Raw genomic sequence first — 22,665 nt, 5'->3', positions numbered from 1 at the left:
GTTTATTTGCTTGCCCCAAAATCAACAATGCTTATATCTGTCTTCACGACAATTCTCGCCCTGTCAGCATAATAGTCACTCCAGCGTTCCTTCAGCTTCTTCCATTCCTTGGGGTGGTTCCATTCAAGCAGCATCCCAAGCTGCAGGACATCTGTTCCCGCCTCCTGAGTATGGTCCAGCGCTTTTTTTACTTCTGACTTAATTTTCTCCTCAAGCTTGGATTGAATCAGGCTGTTGTGATCTACTGCCTCATCTGTATTATTGTCGTCAAAAAGAGTAATGCTGGCCTTCCCCTTCAACCTGACATGAAAAACAGGCCCGTCTGCTGTCATTTGTACCTTTCTGGATACAGTGTCACTATAAAAAAGAGCGCTGGCTTTGCCTTTGCTGTCCTGCTCATTCCAGACAACAGTGTACATTGGAAGGGTTAGATGCCCGGAGAGATCTCCCGCGGCCCAGGAAAGGGCCCTGCTCTCGTCACTGTTTAGCGTTCCTGTCATTTTCATACCCTTGAAGAGCATCACCCCCTGCACACCTGCCCATTTTACCGGCTCCCCCTGCTCCTTCTCATCCGGCTTCACGCCAAAGGAAAGATAGTTCATGGCATATCCCATATTGTTAGCCTCCGCCAGCAGACAATCTCTGATCGTTGTAGCATAGGTCAGATTCAGCTCGGAAATGTTTCTCAGCACCTGATCCGGAAGCTGCTCATAGACCGCGGACAGTCTGGCGACCTCACTGGCCTTACCCGGAGCCGCCATAATATAAGTACCCTGCGGAATCTCAGGCTGCCGCTTACACCACTCAAGCAGTTCATGTATCCCATTTGCCGCATACTCTTGACCGACGACAATCGCCTTAATATGTGAAATTTCCAGACGCCGGGACAGATCCTTTTGAATCATAATGATAGCATCGGTAATGCTATGGGCCGTTTTAGTAACGGTCGAATAGCTTTTGCCCTGTGCAGTTCCGCCTTGAGTACCTGATACAAGACGGTTCGGCAGCGGTGTGCTGATGGTTAATTCCACAGTTCCGGGCTCTGTCCCGGCGTCAACATACATGCCAAAAATAAAAGTAAGCTCATCCAGCTCAAGCTTGGACCAGCAGCCGGTCAGGCTAAACAGCAGCAGCAGAGCCATCCCCAGCCTGAGCAGCTTCATTTCGGTCTCTGCCTCCTGTCATTTTTGGTGCCGGTAAAGGTGGTGCTCCGCTTGGTCATGAACGGATTAGGTACACGTAGCAGGGTATCCTTCCAGTCCTCCAGAATCAGCGGGGCTATAGGCTGCATATAAGGGGTTCCGAACGATTTCAGATGAACCAGATGCCCGTAAATGATAAAGACGGCCACGATAACGCCGAGCAGTCCCATAGTGCCTCCAAGCACAAGCAGCACGAACCGCAGCAGCCGGAATGTAAGTCCAAGCTCCAGATGCGGAATAATATACGAGGCTATGCCGGTAATGGATACAACAATAACCATCGGTGCAGATACAATGCCTGCCTGGACCGCCGCCTGGCCGATGACGATACCCCCGATGATGGAAACAGTCTGTCCTACGGGCTTTGGTATCCGGGTGCCCGCTTCCCTCAGCGCTTCAAAGGTCAGCTCCATAATGAGTGCTTCCGTAAGGGCAGAGAAGGGAATATTTTCTCGCGCTGCCGCAATTGTCAGCAGCAGATCTGACGGAATAATCTGCGAGTGAAACGTGGTTACCGCTACGTAAAAGGCAGGAAGCAGCAAGGCAATTATTGAAAATAATAAACGGACCATCCGGATCCAGCTGCCTGCATAAAAGCTCTGGTAGTAGTCTTCTGACGATTGCAGAAGCGACAGAAAGGTTACCGGAGTCAGCAGTGCGGAGGGTGTACCGTCCTGTAATATACCGACACGGCCTTCCATCAGAGAGGCAGCTACAGAATCGGGACGCTCCGTGTACTGGAATACCGGAAACGGAGAGAATTTGCCCTGCTTCACATGCTCCGCGATATAGCTGATGCCCAGGGCCCCGTCCATATTCAGATTAACCAGAACCTCCTCAATCTCAGCGAGGATTTCCGGCTTGTAGAGACCCTCTATGTAAACCAGGTACACGTCGGTTTTAGTATATTTTCCGATGGAGAAATGCTTGGTCTTCAGATCGGCATGCTTAATGATATGGCGCAGCAGCGACAGATTGGTTGCCACATCCTCAATGAAGGCTTCCTGCGGCCCGATAACCACCAGCTCGTTCTGTGATTCAGATACGGCCCGCTTCTGATAATGGGTAATTTCAAAATAATAGAGAAAAGGCATACTCTCGATACACAGCACAGCATTGCCGCTGACCGCCAGCTCCACCGCCCTGTCAATGTCATATACCTTGATGTAAGGGATAGCAAAGGCTGACCCGTGATCCAGCCGCTTCAGAAATCCGGGCCAGTCCGGCTCGGCATTGGCCTCGGACTTCAGCGGGGAAGCAACGAATTCCTGCAGACTGAGCGTATCCACAATGGACGGGATGTAGATCAGCATGCACGGCTGCCCGTGAATGTTAATCGACTGGTAGACCGCATCACTGCTGCCGTGCAGCTGCTCTTTAATCGCATCCAGAATGCTTGCCGCCATCGCTTTCCCGCCTCCTTTAACATAAATGATGAATCTGACTTAGTTTGCCAAGCCTCACTGGAAATATACACCTCCTGCCCACCTGCACACAGCCAACAAGACCGGCAGCACTGCCGGTCCAAGGGTGACTAATTTTGAATAAACGGTTTAAGCTCTTTTATCAGACGCTGCAGCTTTACCGAGCAATCCTCATACAGCTGCTTCGCCTCCGGATTACCTGTTGACAGGCTGAACAGCTCCAGGTCCGCTTCGCATTTTTTCAGGAGGGCATACAGCTGGGGCTTTTCCTGGGGCTGCGTCACCTGCACCTTATCCGCATACAAATCAACTGTCAGTTCCCCGTAGGAATCAACCTGCCCGAGAAAAACATTCTCCACCGTCAGCCCCAGCTTTTCCAGCTGCAGGTTCAGCCAGCCGCGTGTCAGATTCAGATCATCCAAAGGCACATCCATTATCTGGCCGTCCATAATAACAGCCTGCGTCTCCTTCTCCGGAGCTACCTTAATCCCAAGATGCTTTGGCGTAAGCGGCTGATTCTCCCTTGTAAGCAGTACATTAATGGCACCATCCGACTCCATAATGGCAAATTCCACATCTGCAACTGTAAAAACATCCTTTTTCCGCAGTCCTTCAAGCAGCTCATCGGTCGTCAGCTTCTCTTTACGCATGTTATCCTCCAGAATCTTGCCGTCCTTGATCAGCACGGTGGACTTGAAGTCGATGAAATCGCGGGCCTTTTTACTCTTGATCTGCAGGAACTCAATGCCCAGCGAAAAGGCAACCCATACAAAGAGCGCCAGAAACCCCAGATGCCATGTATTATCCGTATCCAGCGAGATGTAAGCAGCCAGATTCCCGATCGTAATCCCTGTTATATACTCAAAGAAGGAAAGCTGAGAGACCTGTCTTTTACCAAGCAGCTTAATCAAAAAGAACAAGACCACTACAGCAAATATAGTTCTTACCATAACCTCTAACCAATTCGGCATTTGGATTCCCCCTGTGAATAAGAGCTTTGTCGTACTGTGTCCTATTCATTATTTGTCAAAAGAGGGGGTATTTACTCCCTATAGGTTAGATCATTTCCTGAATTATCTTCCGTTACGCAGCCGATACTAGGTATATAAGTCTGTACAACTCTAATCACAAGGAGGATTACAATATGACCGTTGCATCACAAGTGAAGACCTGCCTCTCTTCACTCAAAAGTGCTCAGGCCAGCCTAGAACAGTTCGCCATGGAGACCCAGAACGAAGAAGCCAAAACAATGTTCACTAATGCTGCCGGGCAGACCCAGCAGATCGTGGAGCAGGTTGAAGGCCGGGTAGCCCAGCTTGAGAAGGAGGAGCCGCAGTACCGGGGATTTTGACGTTAGTTGACAGATACAGTAAAAAGGCTGTTCCGCTGCAGACCTCTGCAGAATACGGAACAGCCTCTTTAAATTCTATTCTATACAGATTCCAGCTTCTGCCGCAGCTCTCCGCCGGATTGGCTTAGCAGGTCAGCAATTTCCAGCTTGCGGCCGGTCCTTGCACTCTCCAGAGCCCCGAACACCATCGCCATACTGTAAATGTTGTCCCGGCAGTCCGTTTCAGCCGGGCGCTGCTCACTGACGGCTTGGAACATTTCCCGGAGACAGCCGTGATGGAAGGTCTCTTCCATCAGAACCTCAGCTCCCTGAGTCCGCTCATACTTGCGCAGGAATTGTACATCATCCCCGCTGTCTTGGATTACCTCGGCATAAGGCATTCCGGTGCCGTCCCACAGGACTGCGCCTTTCTCCCCCTGGACACGCCATGCTGCTTCCCATGAGGTAGGCGCCCCTTCGGCACACCATGAGCCTTGATAGCAGAAGACGGAGCCGTCGGACATTTCAAAAATGCAGACCGCCGCTGCATTGCCGGCGTACCAGGAGCCCGGAGGATTGAACTCCTGACAATACACAGTTACTGGGTCTGCTCCGGTGATAAACCGTGCCTGATCGAAGGTATGGATGGCCATATCGAGCAGCAGCGGGCTATCCATCGCATCCCGGAATCCGCCGAAATGGGGAGCGAGGAAAAAGCTTGCCCCGGTATAGCCGGTACGGCCGATGGTCCCCGCTTCGATCAGCTCTTTAAGCGAACGGATACGCGGGTCATAGCGGCGGTTCTGCATGACTGCATGCGAACGCCCGGTGCGCTTGGCAATCGCTGCAATCCGGCTGCATTGCTCCAGCGATTCTGCCAGCGGTTTCTCGCTGAACACATTGCAGCCCAGTTCAAGCGCGGTAGCGGCAATATGATAATGGCTTGACGGAATCGTGACATCAAACACCAGGTTTGCCCCCGTCTCCTCTATAGCCTGTTTAATATCCGTATACGTAGCAGCATTTAGGCCGTATTTCCCGGCCATGGCTTCTGCCGCCTCCAGCCGGATGTCGACCAGGGCAACGATTTCTACATCCTGCCGTTTCAGGGCATAGCCGATCCACTCATTTGCCATCGCTCCGCAGCCGGCCACAGCCACGCGATACTCTGCTGTCATAGATAAAACTCCCTTATGTTTGGATTGTTGAATGTGCAACAGATTAGAGCTGTACTGCTTCGGATCAGAGCGGATTAGGCACAAAGCTGCCGCCCCTGCAAGATTTCAGATAGTTCAGCGCATGCACCTGTCCCGTCATTTCCAGCTGATCACGGTAGACCGGATCATGCCAGCCTTCAATGTCAATGGTTCCCTTATAGCCGGCCTGGCGGAGGATACTGATTACATCGGTCCAGCTGGTATCTCCGAAGCCCGGAGTGCGATGCCACACATAATCTCTTGGGCCGTGAATACCGTATTCCTTAATAATATCCCAGGCTATCGTGGCATCCTTCCCGTGTACATGGAAGATCTTGTCGGTCCATTTACGGAGCTGGGGAATCGGATCAATCAGCTGCACCATCTGGTGGCAGGGCTCCCATTCCAGACCCAGGTTGTCAGCCGGAACTGCATTGAACATCTTTTCCCAGGCGGTCGGATTATGGGCAATATTCCAATCCCCGTTTATCCAGCTGCCATCCATAGAACAGTTCTCAAAAGCGATCCTTACCCCTTTATCAGCCGCTCTTTTGGACAGCTCCCCGAACACTTCGCTAAATTTAGAAAGCGAGTCATCAATCGGAAGCCCGGTCAGCCTCCCAGTGAAACCGTTTACGATATCTGTACCGAATAAATGGGCATTGTCAATCAGCCGTTCCCAGCTGGACACTGTATCTGCATTGTCACCGGTGCCGGTCAACGGATTGCCGAAGACCCCGATTGCGGAAATCACAAATTGATGCTCCTCAGCCAGCTCACGGATGCGCGCTGCGGTATCAGCCAGATCTGTCTGCCCTGTTGACTGCCAGAAGGTCAGGCTGTAGGATTCAAAGCCATGCTTAGCTATTTGCGGAATAACCCTTACTGCATCTCCGCCACCGACGAGTGTGCCTATTCTCAATGTGTCCTGCATCTTGTCTACCACTCCAATATTGGTTTATAGTTAACTGAATAATCCAAGTATAAAGCTCATTTTAAGCAAAATCTCTTCTTATCTTGTGCTAATATAGCTGAATCTTGTGGGAGTTGATACCGCCGTGACTTATCCGAAAGAGCTTAAGGAATACCCCCAGCTTGAAGAAAAAACCTACCCCTTCCGCGTATTCTTCAACGGGTGCAGGGATACAAGACCAGAGCAGAACATTCTGTTCCTGCACTGGCATGAGCACTTTGAAATTATTGTCATGCGAAAAGGCAGTGCTATCTTCCATGTGGACAGCAAGCCTTATCATGTCTCACCCGGCGACGTGATCATGGTTCCTTCCGGCGGGCTTCATGTCGGCTACAGCCTGTCCCGCGGGGATATTGATTTCGTATCCATCGTGTTCCATGCCTCCCTGTTCAAGGACAGGAATCAGGATTCCCAGCATGAGCAATTTGTAGCTCCTTACCTGGAGAACAGGTATCAGCTGCCGGTGAAGCCGGCAGACGATAATCCTGCCTGCGTCGCCTATTACTCGCTGCTTGAATCGGTCATTGCAGAAGTACAGTTAAAGGGTCCTGCCTTTCAGCTTGTAGTGAAGAACCAGCTGCATTTATTCTTTACTCTGATGTCCCGCTCGTTCCCGTCACAGCATGTAGACGGCAGACAGCAGAATGAACGGTATTCAGTTAACCGTGAACGGTTCAAGCCGCTGCTGGAGTATTTGGACAGCCATTATGACGAGAAGATAAGCATTGAATTCGCAGCGAAATTCGTCAGTCTTAACCCTTATCATTTCTGCAAAACCTTCAAACGCCTGACCGGCCGCACCTTTATCGATTATGTGAATCTGTGCCGGATGAACGAGGCCGAACGCCTGCTGCTGGAGACAAATGATACTGTTACCGAAATTGCCGGTAGGGTGGGCTGTGACAATCCCAATTACTTCACCAAGCTGTACAAGCAATACAAGGGAGTTACACCTTCTGCTGCCAGAAAATGACCGCTTATCCCCGCGCAAAAGAGCACCGTTCAGCTGCTGTTGAACGGTGCTCTTGTTAATGTCCAGTTACTCTATCAGTTCAACCCTGCGGACGGTTCCTTGTGCCGGCATCGAATCCTGAACGGTTCCGGTCCCCCAAATGTGTACCTGCTGGCCCTGCTTCAAACCGGAAGCCTTACTCCTCTGGCCTGCAGCATCATAAAGCTCCGAGCGGTCATTAAAAGAGAACCAGTAGGTCGGGTCCTGCTTACCCGGCTCCAGAATCAGAATACTTGTTACAGGTTCGGACCTCACCTCAACAATGGTTCCTGTCACACTAGGCTCTCCCAGCTCCTGAACCTCTAAGGTCAGCATTCCGGGATCTATCCGCTGCTCCAGCGTTTCTCTTGCCGCCTCTGCATAATCATCCGGTACGGAGACATTAATCTTGTTCAGCCTGACATCAATCCAGGAACCGTAGAGATTAAGCTCTTTGTACAGATTCTCCTTAGCCAGCATATTCTGTGCAGCCTCAAGCTCTCCGGCAGAATAGCCCACATCATGCAGACGATAGGAGCCTGAAGCAAACTTGCCGGCAAAAAGCGCCTCCACTTCGCTGTTCAGCCCGACGATATTAATGTGAACCTGATTGTTCTCCAGGAAAATATCCCCGTTGATGATGTTCTCATCAGCCAGTATAAGCTGTACCTTCTCCGGATCAGCTGCTATCAGCTCTGCTGCTCCCTGTGATGGAGCCGGTGTATGGCTTGCTGCAGGCGATGTGCCGCTATCATTTACAGCCTCCTCCGCCCCGCAGCCTGTAAGCAGCAGGCTTAACAGACCCAAGCTGATTCCTGCAAATTTCCAGTTGAACATAATCAGCCGCCTTTCTGTAGTTTCTACTTTTCTAAACGCGCAGAAACAGGGAAAAGTTGCTGATCACCCGTACTCGCCAGCTTCTCTCCGGCTGCTGGCTACATCTCCGATACCTGAACCCAGCGGCGTTCTTCAATGGACCGCTCTACTGCTTCCAGCACAGCCTGACATTTTACACCGTCGTTAAAATTAGGCTCAGGCTGACGATTCCCGGCGATGGCGGAGGATAACTCCAGCATTTCATGAATGAATGTATGCTCGAAGCCGATTGTATGCCCCGGCGGCCACCAGGCTTCGGCATAATCATGGGCCGGGTCCGTTGCGAGTACGCGGCGGAAGCCCTGTACATCCTCTGCATCTGAAGTCAGGTATACCTCAAGCTCATTCATCCGCTCGAAGTCGAATTTCACACTGCCCAGACTGCCGTTGATTTCAAAGGCATTCGTCGAGCGGTGGCCGGCAGCAAACCGGGTTGCCTCAAAGCTCCCGATGGCACCGCCGGTGAACCGGGCCAGAAACAGCGTGGCATCATCCACAGTGACAGGGCCTCTCGGCGCATCCTTGCCGGCTCTCGCACTAAGACCGGTCATCTCAGAGGCAAGAGGGCGCTCCTTGACGAACGTTTCGCTCATGCCGATAACCTCCTGCACATCACCGACCAGGAAGTGTGCCAGATCGATCAGATGAGCACCCAGATCCCCGTGTGAGCCCGAGCCGGCGACCTCCTTCTGCAGCCTCCATACTAACGGGAACTCCGGATCTAGAATCCAATCCTGCAGGAACCAGGCACGGAAATGATAGATTTGCCCGAGCCGTCCGCTCTCGATCAGCCTTTTCGCCAGCCTTACTGCAGGTGAGAAGCGATAGTTGAAGCCTATCATATGTTTAACACCGGCTGCCTCCGCAGCTTCCAGCATCTCGCGGGAATCTGCCAGATTCAGCGCCAGCGGCTTTTCGCAAAAGATATGCTTGCCCGCCTTCGCTGCCGCCAGAGCGATTTCCTTATGGGCATTACTCGGGGCATTGATGTCTATCAGGTCTATATCCTCTCTTGTGACCAGCTCCTGCCAGTCCGTTACACTTTCGGACCAGCCCAGCTGGCCGGCTGCTGCAGACACCGCCTCTTCATTGCGGCCGCAGATGACAGCCATCTCCGGCTTAAGCGCCTGCGGAAAAAACATCGGCAGACTCCGGTATGCATTGCTGTGCGCCTTGCCCATAAACTTGTAACCGATCATTCCAATGCGAAGCTGTTTCATCTTACTCCTCCTTGAATGAATTCGCTTTCATGTGAACCTTCTATTATTGTACCATAACCATTCTGATTCTATAGAATTTGTCCCTAAACAATGGATCCGCTGCAGGCATCAATATACCGTTGTTTCCGGATACCGGCAGACTGAGGCTCATCTTTATCTTGGAGGGCACTCAGTCCATAAATGAGCTGGTACCGGAACTGCTTATTTTCCCGCTCAGCCTTCCTATGCCATTTAAGCTCAAGCTCAAGGGATTGTTTACAGACCTCTAGTGCTTCATTCGGACTGAGCTTCGGACGCAAGTTTACTTGATTCAACTGCTGAAGCATTAATCCTGAAATACCTTTATAATGGCATACTTTTCCGTTTGTGGTGTTGACACTGACCATCACTAGTTCCCCTTGAACAGGAATGTCTCCCCTATAAACAGGCAAACAGAATAATTCACAGCTTCGCTGCTCACTATGGTTGGCATCTGCCGGTTCCTCCAGCCGCAGCCAGGCAGCATATTCAGCAAACACGCTGGCCAGAAACTGTTCTGCCTTTTGCCAGCATTCATTACGGCTCAAGCCATTAGATGGCTGTTGCATTTCCGGTTCATTACGGTGAAACCGCAGAAGCATGCCCGTCGTCTTTTCAATCTGCAGTCTGTATGGCGCTTCCCGCTGTTTTAACACTTCTCCCCATTTACTATTCATATAACTTTCTATTGAGAGTGTTGAAGCTTCGAGGCCGGCTACTTCCATATTCGTAATGCAATAGGCTAAATACAGACAATCATCATCTTCCGATGATTTTTCAAGCATATGTATATTCGGGTCAATACCGAGCAGATTCTCCCATTCAGAAATACTAAGGTGAACGTTAGACTCAGGGACGACACCTTTATTCTCCCTGGCTCCGCTTAGTCTGTGATCCAAAATAATGGAACAGCTTGTTGGTAGGGCGTAATGTTCAGCACCGTATATGTCTTCTCCGGTCACCGCATCCATTAGCCACATCTGCGAAACCAGCTGATAAACTAGCCGGAATTCTGCTTCAGTTCCCTTCATTTCTCCGCTTTGCGTTGGAATGGATGCGATATGAAGTTCCATTCGGCTATGGGCCAGTACCTGATCCATTACTAACTGCTCCTCTATAAGCTTAGCCGGCCATACTGGCACCGGAGCAGATCTACGGTAATACCGGTAACGGATATTTTCCAATCGCTGATCCAGAACTACCTCGCAGCCTGTATAAGGCAATGGCAGACCGCCTGCTTCTTCTCTATAGAAAAACTTGAAGCCTATGCTGTGCATAGACTCAGCCCAAGTAAAGCGACCTGCTTCCCGCACATAATTAGCCACAAAGCTGTCTGCCATTTCTCTTGCTTGCTCTGAGCTGCTTGTGGAATCGCACATCACAAGTCCCTTACAGAAACGGGTCCTTACATCAGCGTTGACGAGAATTCCGGTAGCCAAATCCAGCCAAATTTCCGATTCCGTTGCCATATTCTCAGGGTCTTCCCAGACAAAAGCTCGATTCATTGGTTGTCCAGCGGGAATATCATCTTCCATAACCAGCCTGTAATGTCCGGGAATATTGAACATTTCCAATGCTTGTGCACGGAGTGTGTCCTTATTAATAGTCATTTCAGCCTCCTGATAAGGAATTCTGTACGTACATTATTTGAGCCATTCCTGTACATGCTTAAGAAACCTCCGTGTGGCAGGTGAAGCATCCTTCAGCGAATGGACAGCTATCCCCAGTGATCTGAAGCTGCGCTCCTCCAGCTCCAGCATGGCTACATTGTGATTCTGGCGGGTAATGATCATCTCCGGCAAAATACTGATGCCCAGCCCGTTCTCTACCATTGCAATAATCGCTGAATCGTCCCCCGCTGTAAATTTAATATTCGCTTTAATACCCGCCTTATCCAGTACCCGCCGTGCGTCATAGTCGGAACCTGGCTTCTGGATTATGAAATCCTCATGGGCAATCTGTGCAAGCGGCATAAATGGCGCCCCGGATAACGGATGTTCCCTGGAGAGCACTGTAAGCATTCTGTCCTGCTTCAGCGGGAATACCTCAAATTTATCGCGTGTCGGCAGGGAGATAAATCCGCAGTCAACCAGCCCTGATTCAATCCATTGCTCAATTTCGTAATATCCGCCATCCATCAGCTTGAATTCAATATACGGATATTCCTTGCGGAATTCCTTGATCATCCCCGGCAGCCAGTGCACAGACACACTGGTAAAGGTACCGATTGTTATCGTACCTGTCTCCAGTCCGTGAATATCAGCCACCTGCTGCTTCAGCTGCTCATTCCATTTGAGTATTTCCCGCATCGCCGGAACCACTTGTTCACCGTTAACCGTCAGCCGGACTCCAGAACGGCTCCTCACCAGCAGTGTGAAGCCGAATTCATTCTCCAGGCTGCTTATAGTATGGCTAATCCCTGATTGTGTATAGCCCAGCACTTCAGCCGCCCTTGTTAAACTGCCCAGCTCCACGACCCTCAGAAACACTTCATATTTACTCAGACTCAAAATGACAGCTCCTATCTCTTCCATGAATTTCTCTCATGTATTCCATAATAAACATTCAGGTTACTTATGTATTTGGCAGTATTATACTATATTCACAAGATAACAAAAAGGATGCTGATGATACGTATGAAGCCGCTTAAGGCTGAGCTGCTGCTCATAATGGTTACACTGTTCTGGGGCTCCTCCTACATTTTCATGAAAATGGGCCTTAATTCTCTGGGAGAGTTCAACCTGATTGCCCTCCGTTTCGGTCTTGCGTTTATACTGGCGGCTGTTCTATTCCACAAACGCCTGCGCCGGATCAATCTAAGAACCGTTAAATACGGAGCGTTGTTAGGCTTCCTGCTGCTCGGTGTGTTCACCTGCATAACCTTCGGCCTCCAGACCACCACCACATCCAACGCCGGATTCCTGGTCGCGCTGACCGTTGTGTTTGTACCGCTGCTTGAAGTACTTGTTTTCCGCAAAAAAGTTTCCCCGCCGCAGATTTTTGGCACACTGCTTGCCATTGCCGGTATCGGACTCCTCACATTGAACGGCTCACTGCGGATTCAGCCCGGCGATTTCCTCTGTATCCTATCTGCCTTATTCTATGCGGTTCAGATTCTCGTCACAGGCAAAGCGGTCAAAAGCTGCGATTCTCTGAATATCGGCATTCTCCAGCTCGGCTTCGCAGGCGGATACGCCCTTGTGCTGTCTGCTATGTTTGAGACACCGGCACTGCCGTCCACCATGCCAGCCTGGATTGCCATTGCGGCACTAGGCGTTCTGTGCAGTGCCTGCGGGTTTATCCTCCAGCCCGTTGCCCAGCAATTTACGACACCAACCCGTACGGGTCTGATCTTCTCACTGGAGCCGGTTTTCGCCGCCTTCTTCGGCTATTGGTTCGCCGGTGAGCAGCTGTCAATGCAGGGATATGCGGGCGCAGCTCTTGTTATGCTCGGCATTGTCGCCTCAGAGTTGCTGGGCAAAATGCCCGCGACTCCCCATCCGCTGCGCAGCTTCAGGAGGCGCAGGGCGAATCATCTATAGACACTTACACCAACAGCCCCGGAGGAAAACTTCCGGGGCTGTTACTTTTGATACCCGATCTTTGGACAAGTAACCTGCCAGTCTTACTGCAGAACGGCCATAGCCTTCTAAGCCGCCGGCTCAAGCTTCAGCCCGGTCAATTTACCGGCAGTATTAACCTGTTCTATGAAAAACAAGCTCAAAATGGCATCAACATTAAATTCTTTTTGGACGAGTGGTATTGTACAACGGAAACAGATATGATAAATTCAAATCTAATGATAATGATTATCATTATTAAACAGAGAGGGGTTTATTATGTTCACATTAAAAAGATACACTTCATTGCTATGCAGCACGATCTTCATTGTTCTTCTGCTGGCTGCCTGCGGCAGCAACACCAATACCACTACGGAGGCTGCTGCCGTACCCTCTGCAGCTGCCCCGGCACAGACTGCTGAACCAGCCGCTGCTGCGGGCGATACCCGGAGCTTTACAGATGGAAAAGGCCGTCAAATTGACATTCCCGTTCATCCGCAGCGGATTGTTTATATAGGCAGCGATCCCGGTGATCTGCTCGCCCTGGATGTAAAGCCAATCGGAGCCAGTCTCAGTGTTATCGGGACACAGGTAGCCTATCCGGACCTGCTCGAAGGGATTGAGGATATCGGATATCCTCCGTCACTGGAGAAAATTGTAGCTCTGGATCCTGATCTCATTCTGTTTAATGACTGGGATGAATCGGGAATTGAATCGGCAGCAGCGATTGCCCCTACGGCCGTGATTGGTGAAGGCGGCACTTATGAACGTCTTAAGATGATTGCTGCTGTGCTGGGCAAGGAGGATATAGCTGATCAAAAAATTGCCGAATATGAAACAAAAGCCGCGGCGGTCAAAGATCAGCTCAAGCTGGATCTCGGCTCCGGAGACACAGCTACAATCTATCTCCAGCTCGGCAAGACGCTTTATGTAATGGGTCATCAGGGGATTTCAGTATCTCTGTACGATATGCTGGGCTTTAAACCCTCTTCTAAAGTTCAGGAGATGATTGACAAGGACGAGCGGTTTGCAGAAATATCGGCTGAGGTTCTGGCTGAATATGCCGGTGACGAGGTGTTCGTGCTCGGTGATGAGACGGCGGAAACCTCCGCCGCCGTAGATGAATTAATGGAAGGTGCGATCTGGAATACCATTCCTGCCGTGAAGAGTGGACATGTATACGTTACAGACAGCAAATGGAACTTTGATGATCTGATAACCAGGACCCGCCTGCTTGAGGAGCTGCCGGTATTGATGTCTAAATAATATCTCCGCTGCCCACAGATCTGCAATAAGGGCTACTCTACATTAAAATCGAAATATTTTGCCGGATACGGCTCATTGATCAGCGTAAAATGCCACCATTCCTTGGCATACGGCTTAAAGCCCTGCTTGACCATCGCATCCTTCAGGATTTTGCGGTTCTGATGCTGGACGGTGCTGACCAGTGTAGTATTATAATAAGATATTTCACCAAAGAAATCATACGGGCTGCCCATATCCACCAGGGCGCCTGTTTTTTTATCAGCCAGCGTCAGATCTATGGTACTTCCCCGGGAATGCCCCGACTTCTTCGAGATAAATCCCAGCTTGAACAGGTTCCGCTTATCCAGCTCAGGATAATACAGCTGCTTGTTGATAATGTCCGATGTATCCTGCGACCATGCTACAAACCGGTTGACTGCTTTTTGCGGACGGTAGGCATCATAGATTCTGAGAATGTAACCGTTCGCGGACAGCTCATCATTTACTTTTTTGAGGGCGTATGCCGCTTTGGAGGTAGAGATGGCCAGAGGAGACTTATAGCCGCTGACAGGCGCACCGGTAAAATTATACTTGCTGTAATAACGGATCTGGTATTGTGCTTCCGGGATCACCTCATCAAGGTAGACGAAACCTGAAGGCAGTTTATTTTTCTTAGCGACATTGTTAATGGCCGGTCTCCAGGCTGTATCCTGGCCGGTTGCGGCCTGTGCGTATGCCTCATCCTTAGCCGAAACAAACAGTAATCCAGCGATAACAGCAGAACATAATAAACCGCGCTTATTCCAGTGAAAAATCTGCTTCATGCCTCATGGTGCCCCTTCCCCTATGCTCTATCTAAATAATCGTCGATATATGCCTGTACTTCCCCAGTCAATTGATTACCATTGTAATCAAGCAGCTTCAAAAGCTGTTCAATCATTTGGAGCAAACTGACTGTTAGATACCTGATGAACATCCGTAAACTTCTCCATTACCAAGGCTCTGCTAAGCAGCTCCTTCCAGCTTATCACAAGTGCTGCATCTGAAATAGATCCTTTATTGGATTCGGCAGCCATGATATCTATGTAGTCTGCAATGTCACTGCTAATATAAGGTTTAAACAGCTTGCAGCCTTCATAATGAATGATCGGGTAATATGCACCTTTACTGGTTAATCAGGTATTTGCTCTGGTACCGCAGCCTCTACAGACTGACAACCACTTCCCGATTTCCTGCAGCCTTGGTGCAGCGTTCCTTTAGCGGACAGCCTTCGCAGCTTTGACTTCGGTAATGACGTTTCCGTTCTGGGAAGTTCACCCAGGATCTGCCGCGCCTTTTCAGATGGAGTCGTCCAGCCGATTGACGGCGGCGTTAACGAAACGAACGAGGTGATGTTCTGGAATGTCTTCTTCCAGCATCATTGGCAAACAAAGTTGGTCCATGGTATATATTAAATGTACAAAAAAATCGCTCCTTTTTTGAAATGGTTGCTCGACATTTCCATTTTATCAGAGAGCGATTTCTTTTTGTGATTTTTGAAAGATTGATAGGAACCTTCCCCGCTTAAGCAGTGGAGTGGACGGACTGATTGTGGAAAAGCGATAGCGGTCGCCTTGGTCTCCGGATTTTCACCGCTAAGGGGAATGAAAAAAATCTGGAGAGCACAGCGATTGGAACAACGGTCTGTTCACGGAGCGTCCACTCAAAGTGCATACGTTGATCTTACTCAAAAAAAGAGCTGTCCCAGAAGCCATTACATGGCTTTTGGGACAGCCCCTTACAACAAGAATTAAAATGATTTTGGGATCAATTAGTGCATCGATACCTGTGATTTATGCTGTACAATAACACGTTTGATGAAGAACGCCACGATCAGGCCGACAACTGCCATCACCATTCCGAATACAAAGGCATTCTGCACACCATGTGTGAAAGCAGCCAGCGCATTAAGCGGGTTGGACGCATCGGTAACTGTCTCCATGTAGCTTTTGGTACCGGAAGTCATGATGCTGACAGCGAGCGCAGTACCGATCGCACCGGCAACCTGCTGCAGTGTGTTCATGATTGCCGTACCGTGAGGATAGTACTCCAGCGGCAGCTGATTGATGCCGTTAGTCTGTGCAGGCATCATGATCATTGAAATCCCGATCATCAGTGCGCTGTGCAGAACGATTACGAAAATAACGGTCGATGTAGCGGTAATGCTGGAGAAGAACCACAGTGATACTGCCACAACTACCAGACCCGGAATAACAAGCCATTTCGGACCATATTTATCAAACAAGCGACCCATGATCGGTGACATCAGACCATTGATAATACCGCCCGGCAAGAGCAGGAGCCCTGCTTTGAACGCCGAGTAGCCCTGACCCTGCTGAAGATACATCGGTAGAATCAGCATGGAGGAGAGAATGATCATCATACAGATAAAGATCATCAATACAGCTACTGTAAACATCGGGTATTTAAAAGCACGCAGGTTAATCATCGGCTGCTTCATTGTCAGCTGGCGAATGACGAACAGTACTAGGGCAATCACGCCGATGGCAATTGCTGCAATAACCTTAGTGCTTCCCCAGCCTCCTTCCTCACCGGCGCTGCTGAAGCCAAACACGATACCGCCGAAACCGGCGGAGGAAAGAATAATGGACAGTATATCCATCTTCGGCTTGGTAACCTCAGAGACGTTTTGCATGAAGAGAATTCCGCTGATCAAAGACATTACAAGGAACGGAAGGGACAGCCAGAAGATCCAGTGCCAGGTCAGGTTGGAGATCAGCAGACCGGCAATCGTAGGGCCAATTGCAGGTGCAACCATGATGACGAGACCGATGAGCCCCATCGCTCCTCCTCTTTTTTCAGGCGGGATAATGACCAGGATGGTATTGAACATCAGCGGCAGCAGCAGGGCTGTACCCATCGCCTGCACCACGCGCGCAAGCAGCAAAATTTCAAAGGACGGTGCCATCGCTGCAATAAAGGTTCCCACGATCGAGAAGCTTACCGCAGCTACAAATAGCTGTCTCGTTGTAAACCATTGCAGCAGCATACCCGAAATCGGAACGAGGATGCCCAGCGTCAGCAGATAGGCTGTTGTCAGCCACTGAGCAGTTGATGCTGTAATCTGCAGAATATTCATCAGATCTGACAAGGCGACATTAAGCGCCGTTTCACTGAACATGCCGATAAATCCGGCGAGCAGTAAGGAGACAAGAATCGGAATCGTTTTAAATTTCTTTACTTCTGGTTGTTGCTTGCCTTGCATTGATGCTTCCACTCTCGTATCCTCCTGATTTTGAAAAAGTTTTCTCTCTCTGTTTTTCTTACCTTCTGTGTTAATCCAGTATGGCTGGAATAACCTGTACCGCTGCAAGCAGCGGCTGCGTGCTCTTGCAGGTCAGTGCCTGAAGCAGCGCGCCTTCATACAGCGATACGACAACAGAGGCCTTGTCCGAGGCAATCTGTTCATCGACGCCTTCTTCAAGCAGTCGGTGCATGATAACATCCCGCCATTCTTTAAAGACAGATTGGCAGGCTGAGCGCAGCTCGTCACTGACACAGGAGGTTTCAACCGCGACCCAGAAGCTGAAGGGAACAAATCCTTCAAATGAAGTCTCCTCAGCCTTCCTGGCTAATTCCAGTATAAAATCCTGTATCATGGCGGATGTACTCGACTGTGTTCCTGCATAATGCCGGAGCAGCTCTGCAACAAATTCACTTGTCCGGTTAATACAGGTCAAAGCCAGCTCCTCTTTACCGCGGGGGAAATAATAATAGAGCGAGCCCTTCGGTGAGTCACTGTCCTTAATAATCTGATTCAATCCGGTCGCGTGATAGCCCTGTGTGAAGAACAATCTTGAAGCGGTGTCTACAATCGCCTCACGCGTATTGTGCTTGTTCGACAAGCTCAACACTTCCTTTACCTTTTATAACGATCGGTCTATATAATAAAACCATAACCGTTCATAATATGTCAACAGTAAAATAATTCAATTTTAAGATTTAAACCTGCCTTTTACAACCTTACGGCCTATTCCCGGATGTTTTTATTGCCAGCCAAAAGGAGATCCAGTATAATTTTATTATTCCAATCCGAAAGGTGTGTTATTGAGTGGCAGACCGTCTCAAGCCGAAGAGTATCCCCAGACCTTTAGTCAAAACCAATCAGGCTTTTATTGTTATATCTGTTCTGCTCTCCTGGTTTACAGGTGCTCATTGGATTCTGGCATTGCCCTTGGCTGCCGGTATTTCCGGCCTTGTGTTCAGCTACAATCCTGTCATTAAGCTGGCCGGACTGTTCCTCCGCCAAGAACGCTCTTCTTATCTGCAGGAGGACTGGGATCAGCAGCAGTTTAATCAGAGCATTGCAGTAGTCTGTCTCGCAGGCGGACTTATCAGTTATCTGGCCGGCTGGACTATCGCTTCTACTATTTTCACCGCAATGGTAGCAATTGCCGCAACGGTTGCCCTTCTCGGATTTTGCATCGGCTGCTTTATTCATTATCAGTGGAAAATGTATACCTACAGACGCAGACAGGCAGCATCGCACAAATAATCCTGTGCCCATGCTGCCTGTCTTTTGTTATTCAATTGTGTAATCAGCCAGAATTTTTGCCACTGATGCTGCGAAGCTTTTGCCTGCGCCCCAGTCAACCTTAAATATCATACTGTTTGAGCTTCCCGCGGATATAAGCCGGATATTGCATACTCCCTGCAGATTATCCGCTATGATTACAAGCGCACCTTGATTACCGGAGCGGAGATAATAACGTTCATAGACCAGTGTTCCTATCATCCGCCCGTCCCCAAGGTTATTCAGCTCTTCATGCAGGAGTTCGGCATTTGAACTCATTCCATCTTTGATCAGCGCCATTGCGACAGCAGGATTGACCTTTACATTTAACTGATATTTATCCGCCACTTGTGATCACTCTCCCCGAAGTAATCTGTTCATGGACTGCTTAACATGGCTACTCCTCCCGCACGGTCCCTGAAACATCCCAGCGGTGGCTGAATTTCAGCAGACGCGGATGAAGCTGCCGGGGTTCAGCCGACAGGATCAGGCGCAGCCTGACAATCCATTCTTCAAATGATGAATACGAAGCGAACTGATTGGCCGTTTCAGGAGTCAGGTACAAAAAGTACGGAGGAGGATACACATCACTGATATGGCGGAGCGCTGTATCAAGCGGTGTATATTTTTTCCGTTTGCCTTCGAGTGTCTCGATAGTGATGAATGAGCGGCCCTGGCCTCTTTTCCACTCATGCAGCCGGTCTTCACGCTTGTAGTAGGATAGTACAGGCTCCTTGCTCATCCGCCTAACCGTTTCTTCATGCAGCGGATACAGCACCAGCTTAGTGAACTTGCGTTCTGCTGCTGTGTTGGCAGCTTCTTCAAGCTCCTGATCAGAGATATGCTCAAACGAATCGTAGAAAATCAAAGTCCCCTTACGTTCCTTGGCCGGCGGCTCGTAGCCGTAAGTCACATGCTGAATATCCCGTTTCATGGTAACCCTCCTGCATATTCGTTGCCTATAGCATAACATGCCGGGGCGTTGATTCAAAAAATGACTGTGTATTTTAACTGAAGGTATATTTAATCAGGGCTTCGCCGTGACTCCAGAGAATATTTGGACTTCCAGCCGCTGTTGTCTGCAGATTTCTTGATTTTATCCGCCTCTCGCGGTTGAAATCCGCAGACAAAGGCGGTCGCTACCGCTCCTACAGTTCCAAAATTCCCCTCCGCCACTCTTTCCTTCAATATAGATTTAAAGTTCAAACTATAAAAACAAATTTCATTTAGCTGAGCCATCATTGCTATATTGTCTGCTCATACGCTGCTGCGCATACGCCGCTGCCCCTAAAGTCCCCGCACGGCTGCCCAGTTCAGCCTGAACGATCTCGCAGCTGCCGCGGGGCAGCTTCAGGGCGTGTGACTTCACAGTCTGCCGGACCGCCCCAAGCAGCCGCTCTCCGGCAGCAGCCATGCCTCCCCCGACAATGATCCGCTGCGGATTAAGCAGATTAATGACGTTAGCCAGCCCGAAGCCCAGCAGCTCACCCGTCTCATGCATAACCTCCACTGCCAGCGGATCATGAAGATCATAAGCCTCTGAGATCATTTTTGCCGTAATAGCCGCTTCGTCACCTCCCGTCCATTCCCGGATAATGCTGTCTCTGCCGGCAGCCAGCTTTTCCTTGAAGGTGTTTACCATGCCCACCGCGGAGACGTAACGACCCAGACAGCCAGAGCTGCCGCACCGGCAGGGACGGCCTTGTCTGTACATATTCATATGCCCGATTTCACCAGCGCTGAAGGTTGTGCCGTACAGCACTTTTCCGTCATGCACGATCCCCGAGCCAAGACCAGTCCCCAGCGTCAGCAGCACCAGATTACTGCAGCTCCTCCCCGCTCCATGCAGCCATTCCCCGTACAGGTTGACCCGCACATCATTATCAATATAGACAGGGAAGCTGTAATGCTGTTTCATTTCACGTACAACATGAACCTGCTCCCAGCCCAGGAAGTTCGGGGAGAAGACCGATAGCCCTTCTTCCGGGTCCAGCAGGCCGGGAATTCCCATTCCCATACCTCTGACCTGCCCAAGCCCGATGCCCTTCTCAACTGTCAGCATGTCCACTGCCAGCCTGATCCGCTCAAGCACATGCGCCGGCCCGTCTGCCGCCTCTGTATGGATTGAACATTCATTAACCGGCGCAAAGTCAGCATCATATAAGCCAGCCTTTATGTTCGTCCCGCCCAAATCAATACCTATGATATAACTGTTCATCTCAGCTCAGCCCGTCCTTTTAAGGAATTTATTAGCTTTATTAGAATTATGTATCATACCTCATTATTATGGACTTTAACATAAACGGCGGTTAGTATTTTTATCGCATAGAGATAGCATTTTCTGATGAAGTTACCGGCTCCGTCCACGCAAAAAAACAGACGGATGATTGCTCATCCGCCTGCCATGATTAACCTTCATATTTAGGAGCCTGCACCTTTATAGCGTCTTACCCCGTAATTCCAGCTCACAAGACCGATAGCGAGGAACACGGCGCCGACAACCGGCGTCAAGATAGCCATACTTCTCATCTCATCGCGCTGCAGGAACAGGGCGGCCGGATAGATCCCGACAAAAGCAAATGGAATAATCCACGTAAGCAGTACCTGAATCGCCCGGTTATAGATCGTTACCGGATAACGCCCATAATTCTGGATGTTGTACATCAGCGGAAGAATACCGGTTGGTGCATCGGAATAGAACGACAAGGACGTCAGAGCCGTATAAATCCCGGTATAAATCGCTACCGCACTCAGCGTAAGCACCAGCAGCGCCGGAAGGGTCCACCATTCGAAAGGCAAACCGAGATTCCCCCCGCTGATCGCCATAATAACCAGTCCGATGAAGGAGCCGATCAATGACGGCGGATCAACATTTTCTAGCAGGATCTGAAACAGGTTATGCGCCGGACGGGTCAGCACGCGGTCCATCTCGCCTTTGACGATGTATCGCTCACTGAAGTTCCACATATTCACGAAGCAGCTGAACACGCCGAAAGGAACCATAAAGAAGCCATAGACAAAGACCACCTCGTTCTGATTCCACCCGCCAAGACTTTCCGTATGCATAAAGATAACCATGATAAAGATAAAGTTCGTCGCCTGGAACAGGAGATCCGAGATAACCTCCACCCAAAAGTCAGCACGGTAGGTTAACCGGGTCTTCATGTAATTTTTGAGATATTCCCATAACAATCCTAAATGATACATCTGCTTAGCCCCCCTGCACGAACAGCCGCTTGCGCGCCGCATGATAAAGCCAGACAATCGGAATCAGCAGCACCGCGAACCAGAAGACCTGGATGCCCAGCACATTCCAAATGCCTACCCCTTGAACACGGCCCGTAAAGACGGAGCCCGGAAGGTATGTAATCGCCTGAAACGGCAATACATTCAGCACAGACGACAGCCAGCCCGGAAACAGGCTGATTGGAACAATCAAGCCGGAGAACAGGTCAACAATAACCCGCTTCATCCGCATCACACCTTCATTATTTTCCACAAAAAAAGCGCTCAGCCCGGTGATCACATTAATCTGCGAACTGATCAGGAAGCTGAAAAAGAGCATAACCAGGAACCCTGCCCAAGCGGACGGCTCCGTCGGCAGCTGTACAGGAAACAGCAGGATCGCCACGACCATCCCCGGAATCATCAGCATCAGGAAGCGGAACAGGCCTTCGCCGAGACCCTGCATCATTTTGACCAGCACATAGTTATATGGCCGGATGAACTGAATTGCAATGCTCCCGTCACGGATGTCTGAAGAAATCTCCCGGTCCAGATTGTTGAAATAAAAGGCTCTCGCCATCCATGAGACGGCAACATAGGTGGTCATCTGCGCGCTGGTAAAGCCGCCTAATGATTCTCCGCCGCCATAAATAGCCTTCCAGGTGAAATAGTTGACTCCAATGTTTAATGTATAGATCAGAATACCTGAATAATAATTAACACGGTAAGCCAGCATCGTCAGGAAACGGATGCGGATAAAATCAAAATAAGCACCCAGCAGCAGCCAACGCCCGTTCTCCCGGGCACCGCCCGGAGAAGAGCCGCCGCTTCC

Annotated in this window: 22 protein-coding genes and 1 pseudogene; 5 read left to right on the top strand and 18 right to left on the bottom strand. The window is 50.0% G+C overall.

Annotated features, from left to right (window positions below; genetic code table 11):
- Nucleotides 1-2: 2 nt before the first annotated feature.
- The 3 genes from R70331_RS14125 to R70331_RS14115 form a co-directional block, all read right to left on the bottom strand.
- The gene (locus R70331_RS14125) at nt 3-1,163 is read right to left on the bottom strand and encodes a Ger(x)C family spore germination protein (protein ID WP_042176506.1); all 1,161 of its coding nucleotides are present in this window, start codon (nt 1,161-1,163) and stop codon (nt 3-5) included.
- On the bottom strand, nt 1,160-2,608 hold the full coding sequence (locus tag R70331_RS14120; protein ID WP_042176504.1) for a spore germination protein: 1,449 nt from the start codon (nt 2,606-2,608) through the stop codon (nt 1,160-1,162). Before R70331_RS14120 ends, R70331_RS14125 begins: the two co-directional genes overlap by 4 nt.
- Nucleotides 2,609-2,736: 128 nt before the next feature.
- Nucleotides 2,737-3,597: a DUF421 domain-containing protein gene (locus tag R70331_RS14115; RefSeq protein WP_042176502.1), complete on the bottom strand. Its 861-nt coding sequence runs from the start codon at nt 3,595-3,597 to the stop codon at nt 2,737-2,739.
- A 173-nt stretch (nt 3,598-3,770) separates the two neighbouring features.
- Here R70331_RS14115 and R70331_RS14110 point away from each other — a divergent pair, with 173 nt between their 5' ends.
- Nucleotides 3,771-3,977: a DUF1657 domain-containing protein gene (locus R70331_RS14110; RefSeq protein ID WP_042176500.1), complete on the top strand. Its 207-nt coding sequence runs from the start codon at nt 3,771-3,773 to the stop codon at nt 3,975-3,977.
- Nucleotides 3,978-4,057: 80 nt separating this feature from the next.
- Here R70331_RS14110 and R70331_RS14105 read toward each other — a convergent pair whose 3' ends face one another.
- Together R70331_RS14105 and R70331_RS14100 are read right to left on the bottom strand one after the other, a co-directional pair.
- Nucleotides 4,058-5,134: a Gfo/Idh/MocA family protein gene (locus R70331_RS14105; protein WP_042176497.1), complete on the bottom strand. Its 1,077-nt coding sequence runs from the start codon at nt 5,132-5,134 to the stop codon at nt 4,058-4,060.
- 64 nt (nt 5,135-5,198) lie between these two features.
- Complete coding sequence (locus tag R70331_RS14100; protein ID WP_042176495.1) at nt 5,199-6,086, bottom strand: sugar phosphate isomerase/epimerase family protein; 888 nt, start codon at nt 6,084-6,086, stop codon at nt 5,199-5,201.
- A gap of 124 nt (nt 6,087-6,210) precedes the next feature.
- On the opposite strand from R70331_RS14100, the gene R70331_RS14095 reads away from it, so the two are divergent.
- Nucleotides 6,211-7,098, top strand: a complete 888-nt coding sequence (locus tag R70331_RS14095; protein WP_042176494.1) for a helix-turn-helix transcriptional regulator — start codon at nt 6,211-6,213, stop codon at nt 7,096-7,098.
- A gap of 66 nt (nt 7,099-7,164) precedes the next feature.
- On the opposite strand, the gene R70331_RS14090 is transcribed toward R70331_RS14095, so the two are convergent.
- The 4 genes from R70331_RS14090 to R70331_RS14075 form a co-directional block, all read right to left on the bottom strand.
- Nucleotides 7,165-7,953: a DUF3221 domain-containing protein gene (locus tag R70331_RS14090; RefSeq protein WP_042176492.1), complete on the bottom strand. Its 789-nt coding sequence runs from the start codon at nt 7,951-7,953 to the stop codon at nt 7,165-7,167.
- A 98-nt stretch (nt 7,954-8,051) separates the two neighbouring features.
- A complete protein-coding gene (locus R70331_RS14085) occupies nt 8,052-9,212 on the bottom strand; it encodes a Gfo/Idh/MocA family protein (RefSeq protein ID WP_042176490.1) in 1,161 nt (386 codons plus the stop codon).
- A gap of 83 nt (nt 9,213-9,295) precedes the next feature.
- Nucleotides 9,296-10,840: a YcdB/YcdC domain-containing protein gene (locus tag R70331_RS14080; RefSeq protein WP_042176488.1), complete on the bottom strand. Its 1,545-nt coding sequence runs from the start codon at nt 10,838-10,840 to the stop codon at nt 9,296-9,298.
- A gap of 33 nt (nt 10,841-10,873) precedes the next feature.
- Nucleotides 10,874-11,740, bottom strand: a complete 867-nt coding sequence (locus R70331_RS14075) for a LysR family transcriptional regulator (protein WP_042182672.1) — start codon at nt 11,738-11,740, stop codon at nt 10,874-10,876.
- A 126-nt stretch (nt 11,741-11,866) separates the two neighbouring features.
- Here R70331_RS14075 and R70331_RS14070 point away from each other — a divergent pair, with 126 nt between their 5' ends.
- Together R70331_RS14070 and R70331_RS14065 are read left to right on the top strand one after the other, a co-directional pair.
- Nucleotides 11,867-12,772 (top strand): DMT family transporter, encoded by a 906-nt coding sequence (locus R70331_RS14070; RefSeq protein WP_042176486.1) that lies wholly within the window; start codon nt 11,867-11,869, stop codon nt 12,770-12,772.
- Between the two features lie 297 nt (nt 12,773-13,069).
- Complete coding sequence (locus R70331_RS14065; protein WP_042176484.1) at nt 13,070-14,056, top strand: ABC transporter substrate-binding protein; 987 nt, start codon at nt 13,070-13,072, stop codon at nt 14,054-14,056.
- A gap of 32 nt (nt 14,057-14,088) precedes the next feature.
- Here the strand turns inward: R70331_RS14065 and R70331_RS14060 are convergent, their stop codons facing one another.
- The 4 genes and pseudogenes from R70331_RS14060 to R70331_RS14050 all read right to left on the bottom strand — a co-directional run bounded on the left by R70331_RS14060 (nt 14,089) and on the right by R70331_RS14050 (nt 17,940).
- Complete coding sequence (locus R70331_RS14060) at nt 14,089-14,859, bottom strand: M15 family metallopeptidase (protein WP_081947617.1); 771 nt, start codon at nt 14,857-14,859, stop codon at nt 14,089-14,091.
- A 382-nt stretch (nt 14,860-15,241) separates the two neighbouring features.
- Nucleotides 15,242-15,337, bottom strand: a pseudogene (locus tag R70331_RS31100) (transposase); the annotation flags it as partial.
- A gap of 508 nt (nt 15,338-15,845) precedes the next feature.
- Nucleotides 15,846-17,300 carry a DHA2 family efflux MFS transporter permease subunit gene (locus R70331_RS14055; RefSeq protein ID WP_042182668.1) on the bottom strand — a complete coding sequence of 485 codons (1,455 nt, stop codon included), beginning with the start codon at nt 17,298-17,300 and terminating at the stop codon, nt 15,846-15,848.
- A 70-nt stretch (nt 17,301-17,370) separates the two neighbouring features.
- A complete protein-coding gene (locus tag R70331_RS14050; RefSeq protein WP_042176482.1) occupies nt 17,371-17,940 on the bottom strand; it encodes a TetR/AcrR family transcriptional regulator in 570 nt (189 codons plus the stop codon).
- Nucleotides 17,941-18,146: 206 nt separating this feature from the next.
- Here R70331_RS14050 and R70331_RS14045 point away from each other — a divergent pair, with 206 nt between their 5' ends.
- Nucleotides 18,147-18,590 carry a DUF4395 domain-containing protein gene (locus R70331_RS14045; protein ID WP_042176478.1) on the top strand — a complete coding sequence of 148 codons (444 nt, stop codon included), beginning with the start codon at nt 18,147-18,149 and terminating at the stop codon, nt 18,588-18,590.
- Nucleotides 18,591-18,617: 27 nt separating this feature from the next.
- On the opposite strand, the gene R70331_RS14040 is transcribed toward R70331_RS14045, so the two are convergent.
- The 5 genes from R70331_RS14040 to R70331_RS14015 form a co-directional block, all read right to left on the bottom strand.
- Nucleotides 18,618-18,956 (bottom strand): DUF6054 family protein, encoded by a 339-nt coding sequence (locus tag R70331_RS14040; protein WP_197071431.1) that lies wholly within the window; start codon nt 18,954-18,956, stop codon nt 18,618-18,620.
- Nucleotides 18,957-19,005: 49 nt separating this feature from the next.
- Complete coding sequence (locus R70331_RS14035) at nt 19,006-19,542, bottom strand: hypothetical protein (protein WP_042176476.1); 537 nt, start codon at nt 19,540-19,542, stop codon at nt 19,006-19,008.
- A gap of 288 nt (nt 19,543-19,830) precedes the next feature.
- A complete protein-coding gene (locus tag R70331_RS14025; protein WP_042176471.1) occupies nt 19,831-20,826 on the bottom strand; it encodes an ROK family protein in 996 nt (331 codons plus the stop codon).
- 203 nt (nt 20,827-21,029) lie between these two features.
- A complete protein-coding gene (locus R70331_RS14020; RefSeq protein ID WP_042176469.1) occupies nt 21,030-21,815 on the bottom strand; it encodes an ABC transporter permease in 786 nt (261 codons plus the stop codon).
- Between the two features lie 4 nt (nt 21,816-21,819).
- A complete protein-coding gene (locus tag R70331_RS14015) occupies nt 21,820-22,614 on the bottom strand; it encodes an ABC transporter permease (RefSeq protein ID WP_042182664.1) in 795 nt (264 codons plus the stop codon).
- Nucleotides 22,615-22,665: the final 51 nt, after the last annotated feature.

The organism is Paenibacillus sp. FSL R7-0331 (genome assembly GCF_000758645.1).
GTDB lineage: Bacteria > Bacillota > Bacilli > Paenibacillales > Paenibacillaceae > Paenibacillus_AQ > Paenibacillus_AQ camerounensis.
The sequence above is the reverse complement of the archived record's forward strand: the minus strand, read 5'-3'. Positions and strand labels throughout refer to the sequence as shown.

What these genes read in the sequence shown, in the direction of transcription:
- R70331_RS14055 (WP_042182668.1), bottom strand. Translation starts at nt 17,300, where the DNA reads ATGCAAGGCAAGCAACAACCAGAAGTAAAGAAATTTAAAACGATTCCG.
- R70331_RS14110 (WP_042176500.1), top strand. Translation starts at nt 3,771, where the DNA reads ATGACCGTTGCATCACAAGTGAAGACCTGCCTCTCTTCACTCAAAAGT.
- R70331_RS14105 (WP_042176497.1), bottom strand. Translation starts at nt 5,134, where the DNA reads ATGACAGCAGAGTATCGCGTGGCTGTGGCCGGCTGCGGAGCGATGGCA.
- R70331_RS14020 (WP_042176469.1), bottom strand. Translation starts at nt 21,815, where the DNA reads ATGTATCATTTAGGATTGTTATGGGAATATCTCAAAAATTACATGAAG.
- R70331_RS14065 (WP_042176484.1), top strand. Translation starts at nt 13,070, where the DNA reads ATGTTCACATTAAAAAGATACACTTCATTGCTATGCAGCACGATCTTC.
- R70331_RS14035 (WP_042176476.1), bottom strand. Translation starts at nt 19,542, where the DNA reads ATGAAACGGGATATTCAGCATGTGACTTACGGCTACGAGCCGCCGGCC.
- R70331_RS14125 (WP_042176506.1), bottom strand. Translation starts at nt 1,163, where the DNA reads ATGAAGCTGCTCAGGCTGGGGATGGCTCTGCTGCTGCTGTTTAGCCTG.
- R70331_RS14080 (WP_042176488.1), bottom strand. Translation starts at nt 10,840, where the DNA reads ATGACTATTAATAAGGACACACTCCGTGCACAAGCATTGGAAATGTTC.
- R70331_RS14060 (WP_081947617.1), bottom strand. Translation starts at nt 14,859, where the DNA reads ATGAAGCAGATTTTTCACTGGAATAAGCGCGGTTTATTATGTTCTGCT.
- R70331_RS14070 (WP_042176486.1), top strand. Translation starts at nt 11,867, where the DNA reads ATGAAGCCGCTTAAGGCTGAGCTGCTGCTCATAATGGTTACACTGTTC.
- R70331_RS14085 (WP_042176490.1), bottom strand. Translation starts at nt 9,212, where the DNA reads ATGAAACAGCTTCGCATTGGAATGATCGGTTACAAGTTTATGGGCAAG.
- R70331_RS14090 (WP_042176492.1), bottom strand. Translation starts at nt 7,953, where the DNA reads ATGTTCAACTGGAAATTTGCAGGAATCAGCTTGGGTCTGTTAAGCCTG.
- R70331_RS14025 (WP_042176471.1), bottom strand. Translation starts at nt 20,826, where the DNA reads ATGAACAGTTATATCATAGGTATTGATTTGGGCGGGACGAACATAAAG.
- R70331_RS14115 (WP_042176502.1), bottom strand. Translation starts at nt 3,597, where the DNA reads ATGCCGAATTGGTTAGAGGTTATGGTAAGAACTATATTTGCTGTAGTG.
- R70331_RS14100 (WP_042176495.1), bottom strand. Translation starts at nt 6,086, where the DNA reads ATGCAGGACACATTGAGAATAGGCACACTCGTCGGTGGCGGAGATGCA.
- R70331_RS14120 (WP_042176504.1), bottom strand. Translation starts at nt 2,608, where the DNA reads ATGGCGGCAAGCATTCTGGATGCGATTAAAGAGCAGCTGCACGGCAGC.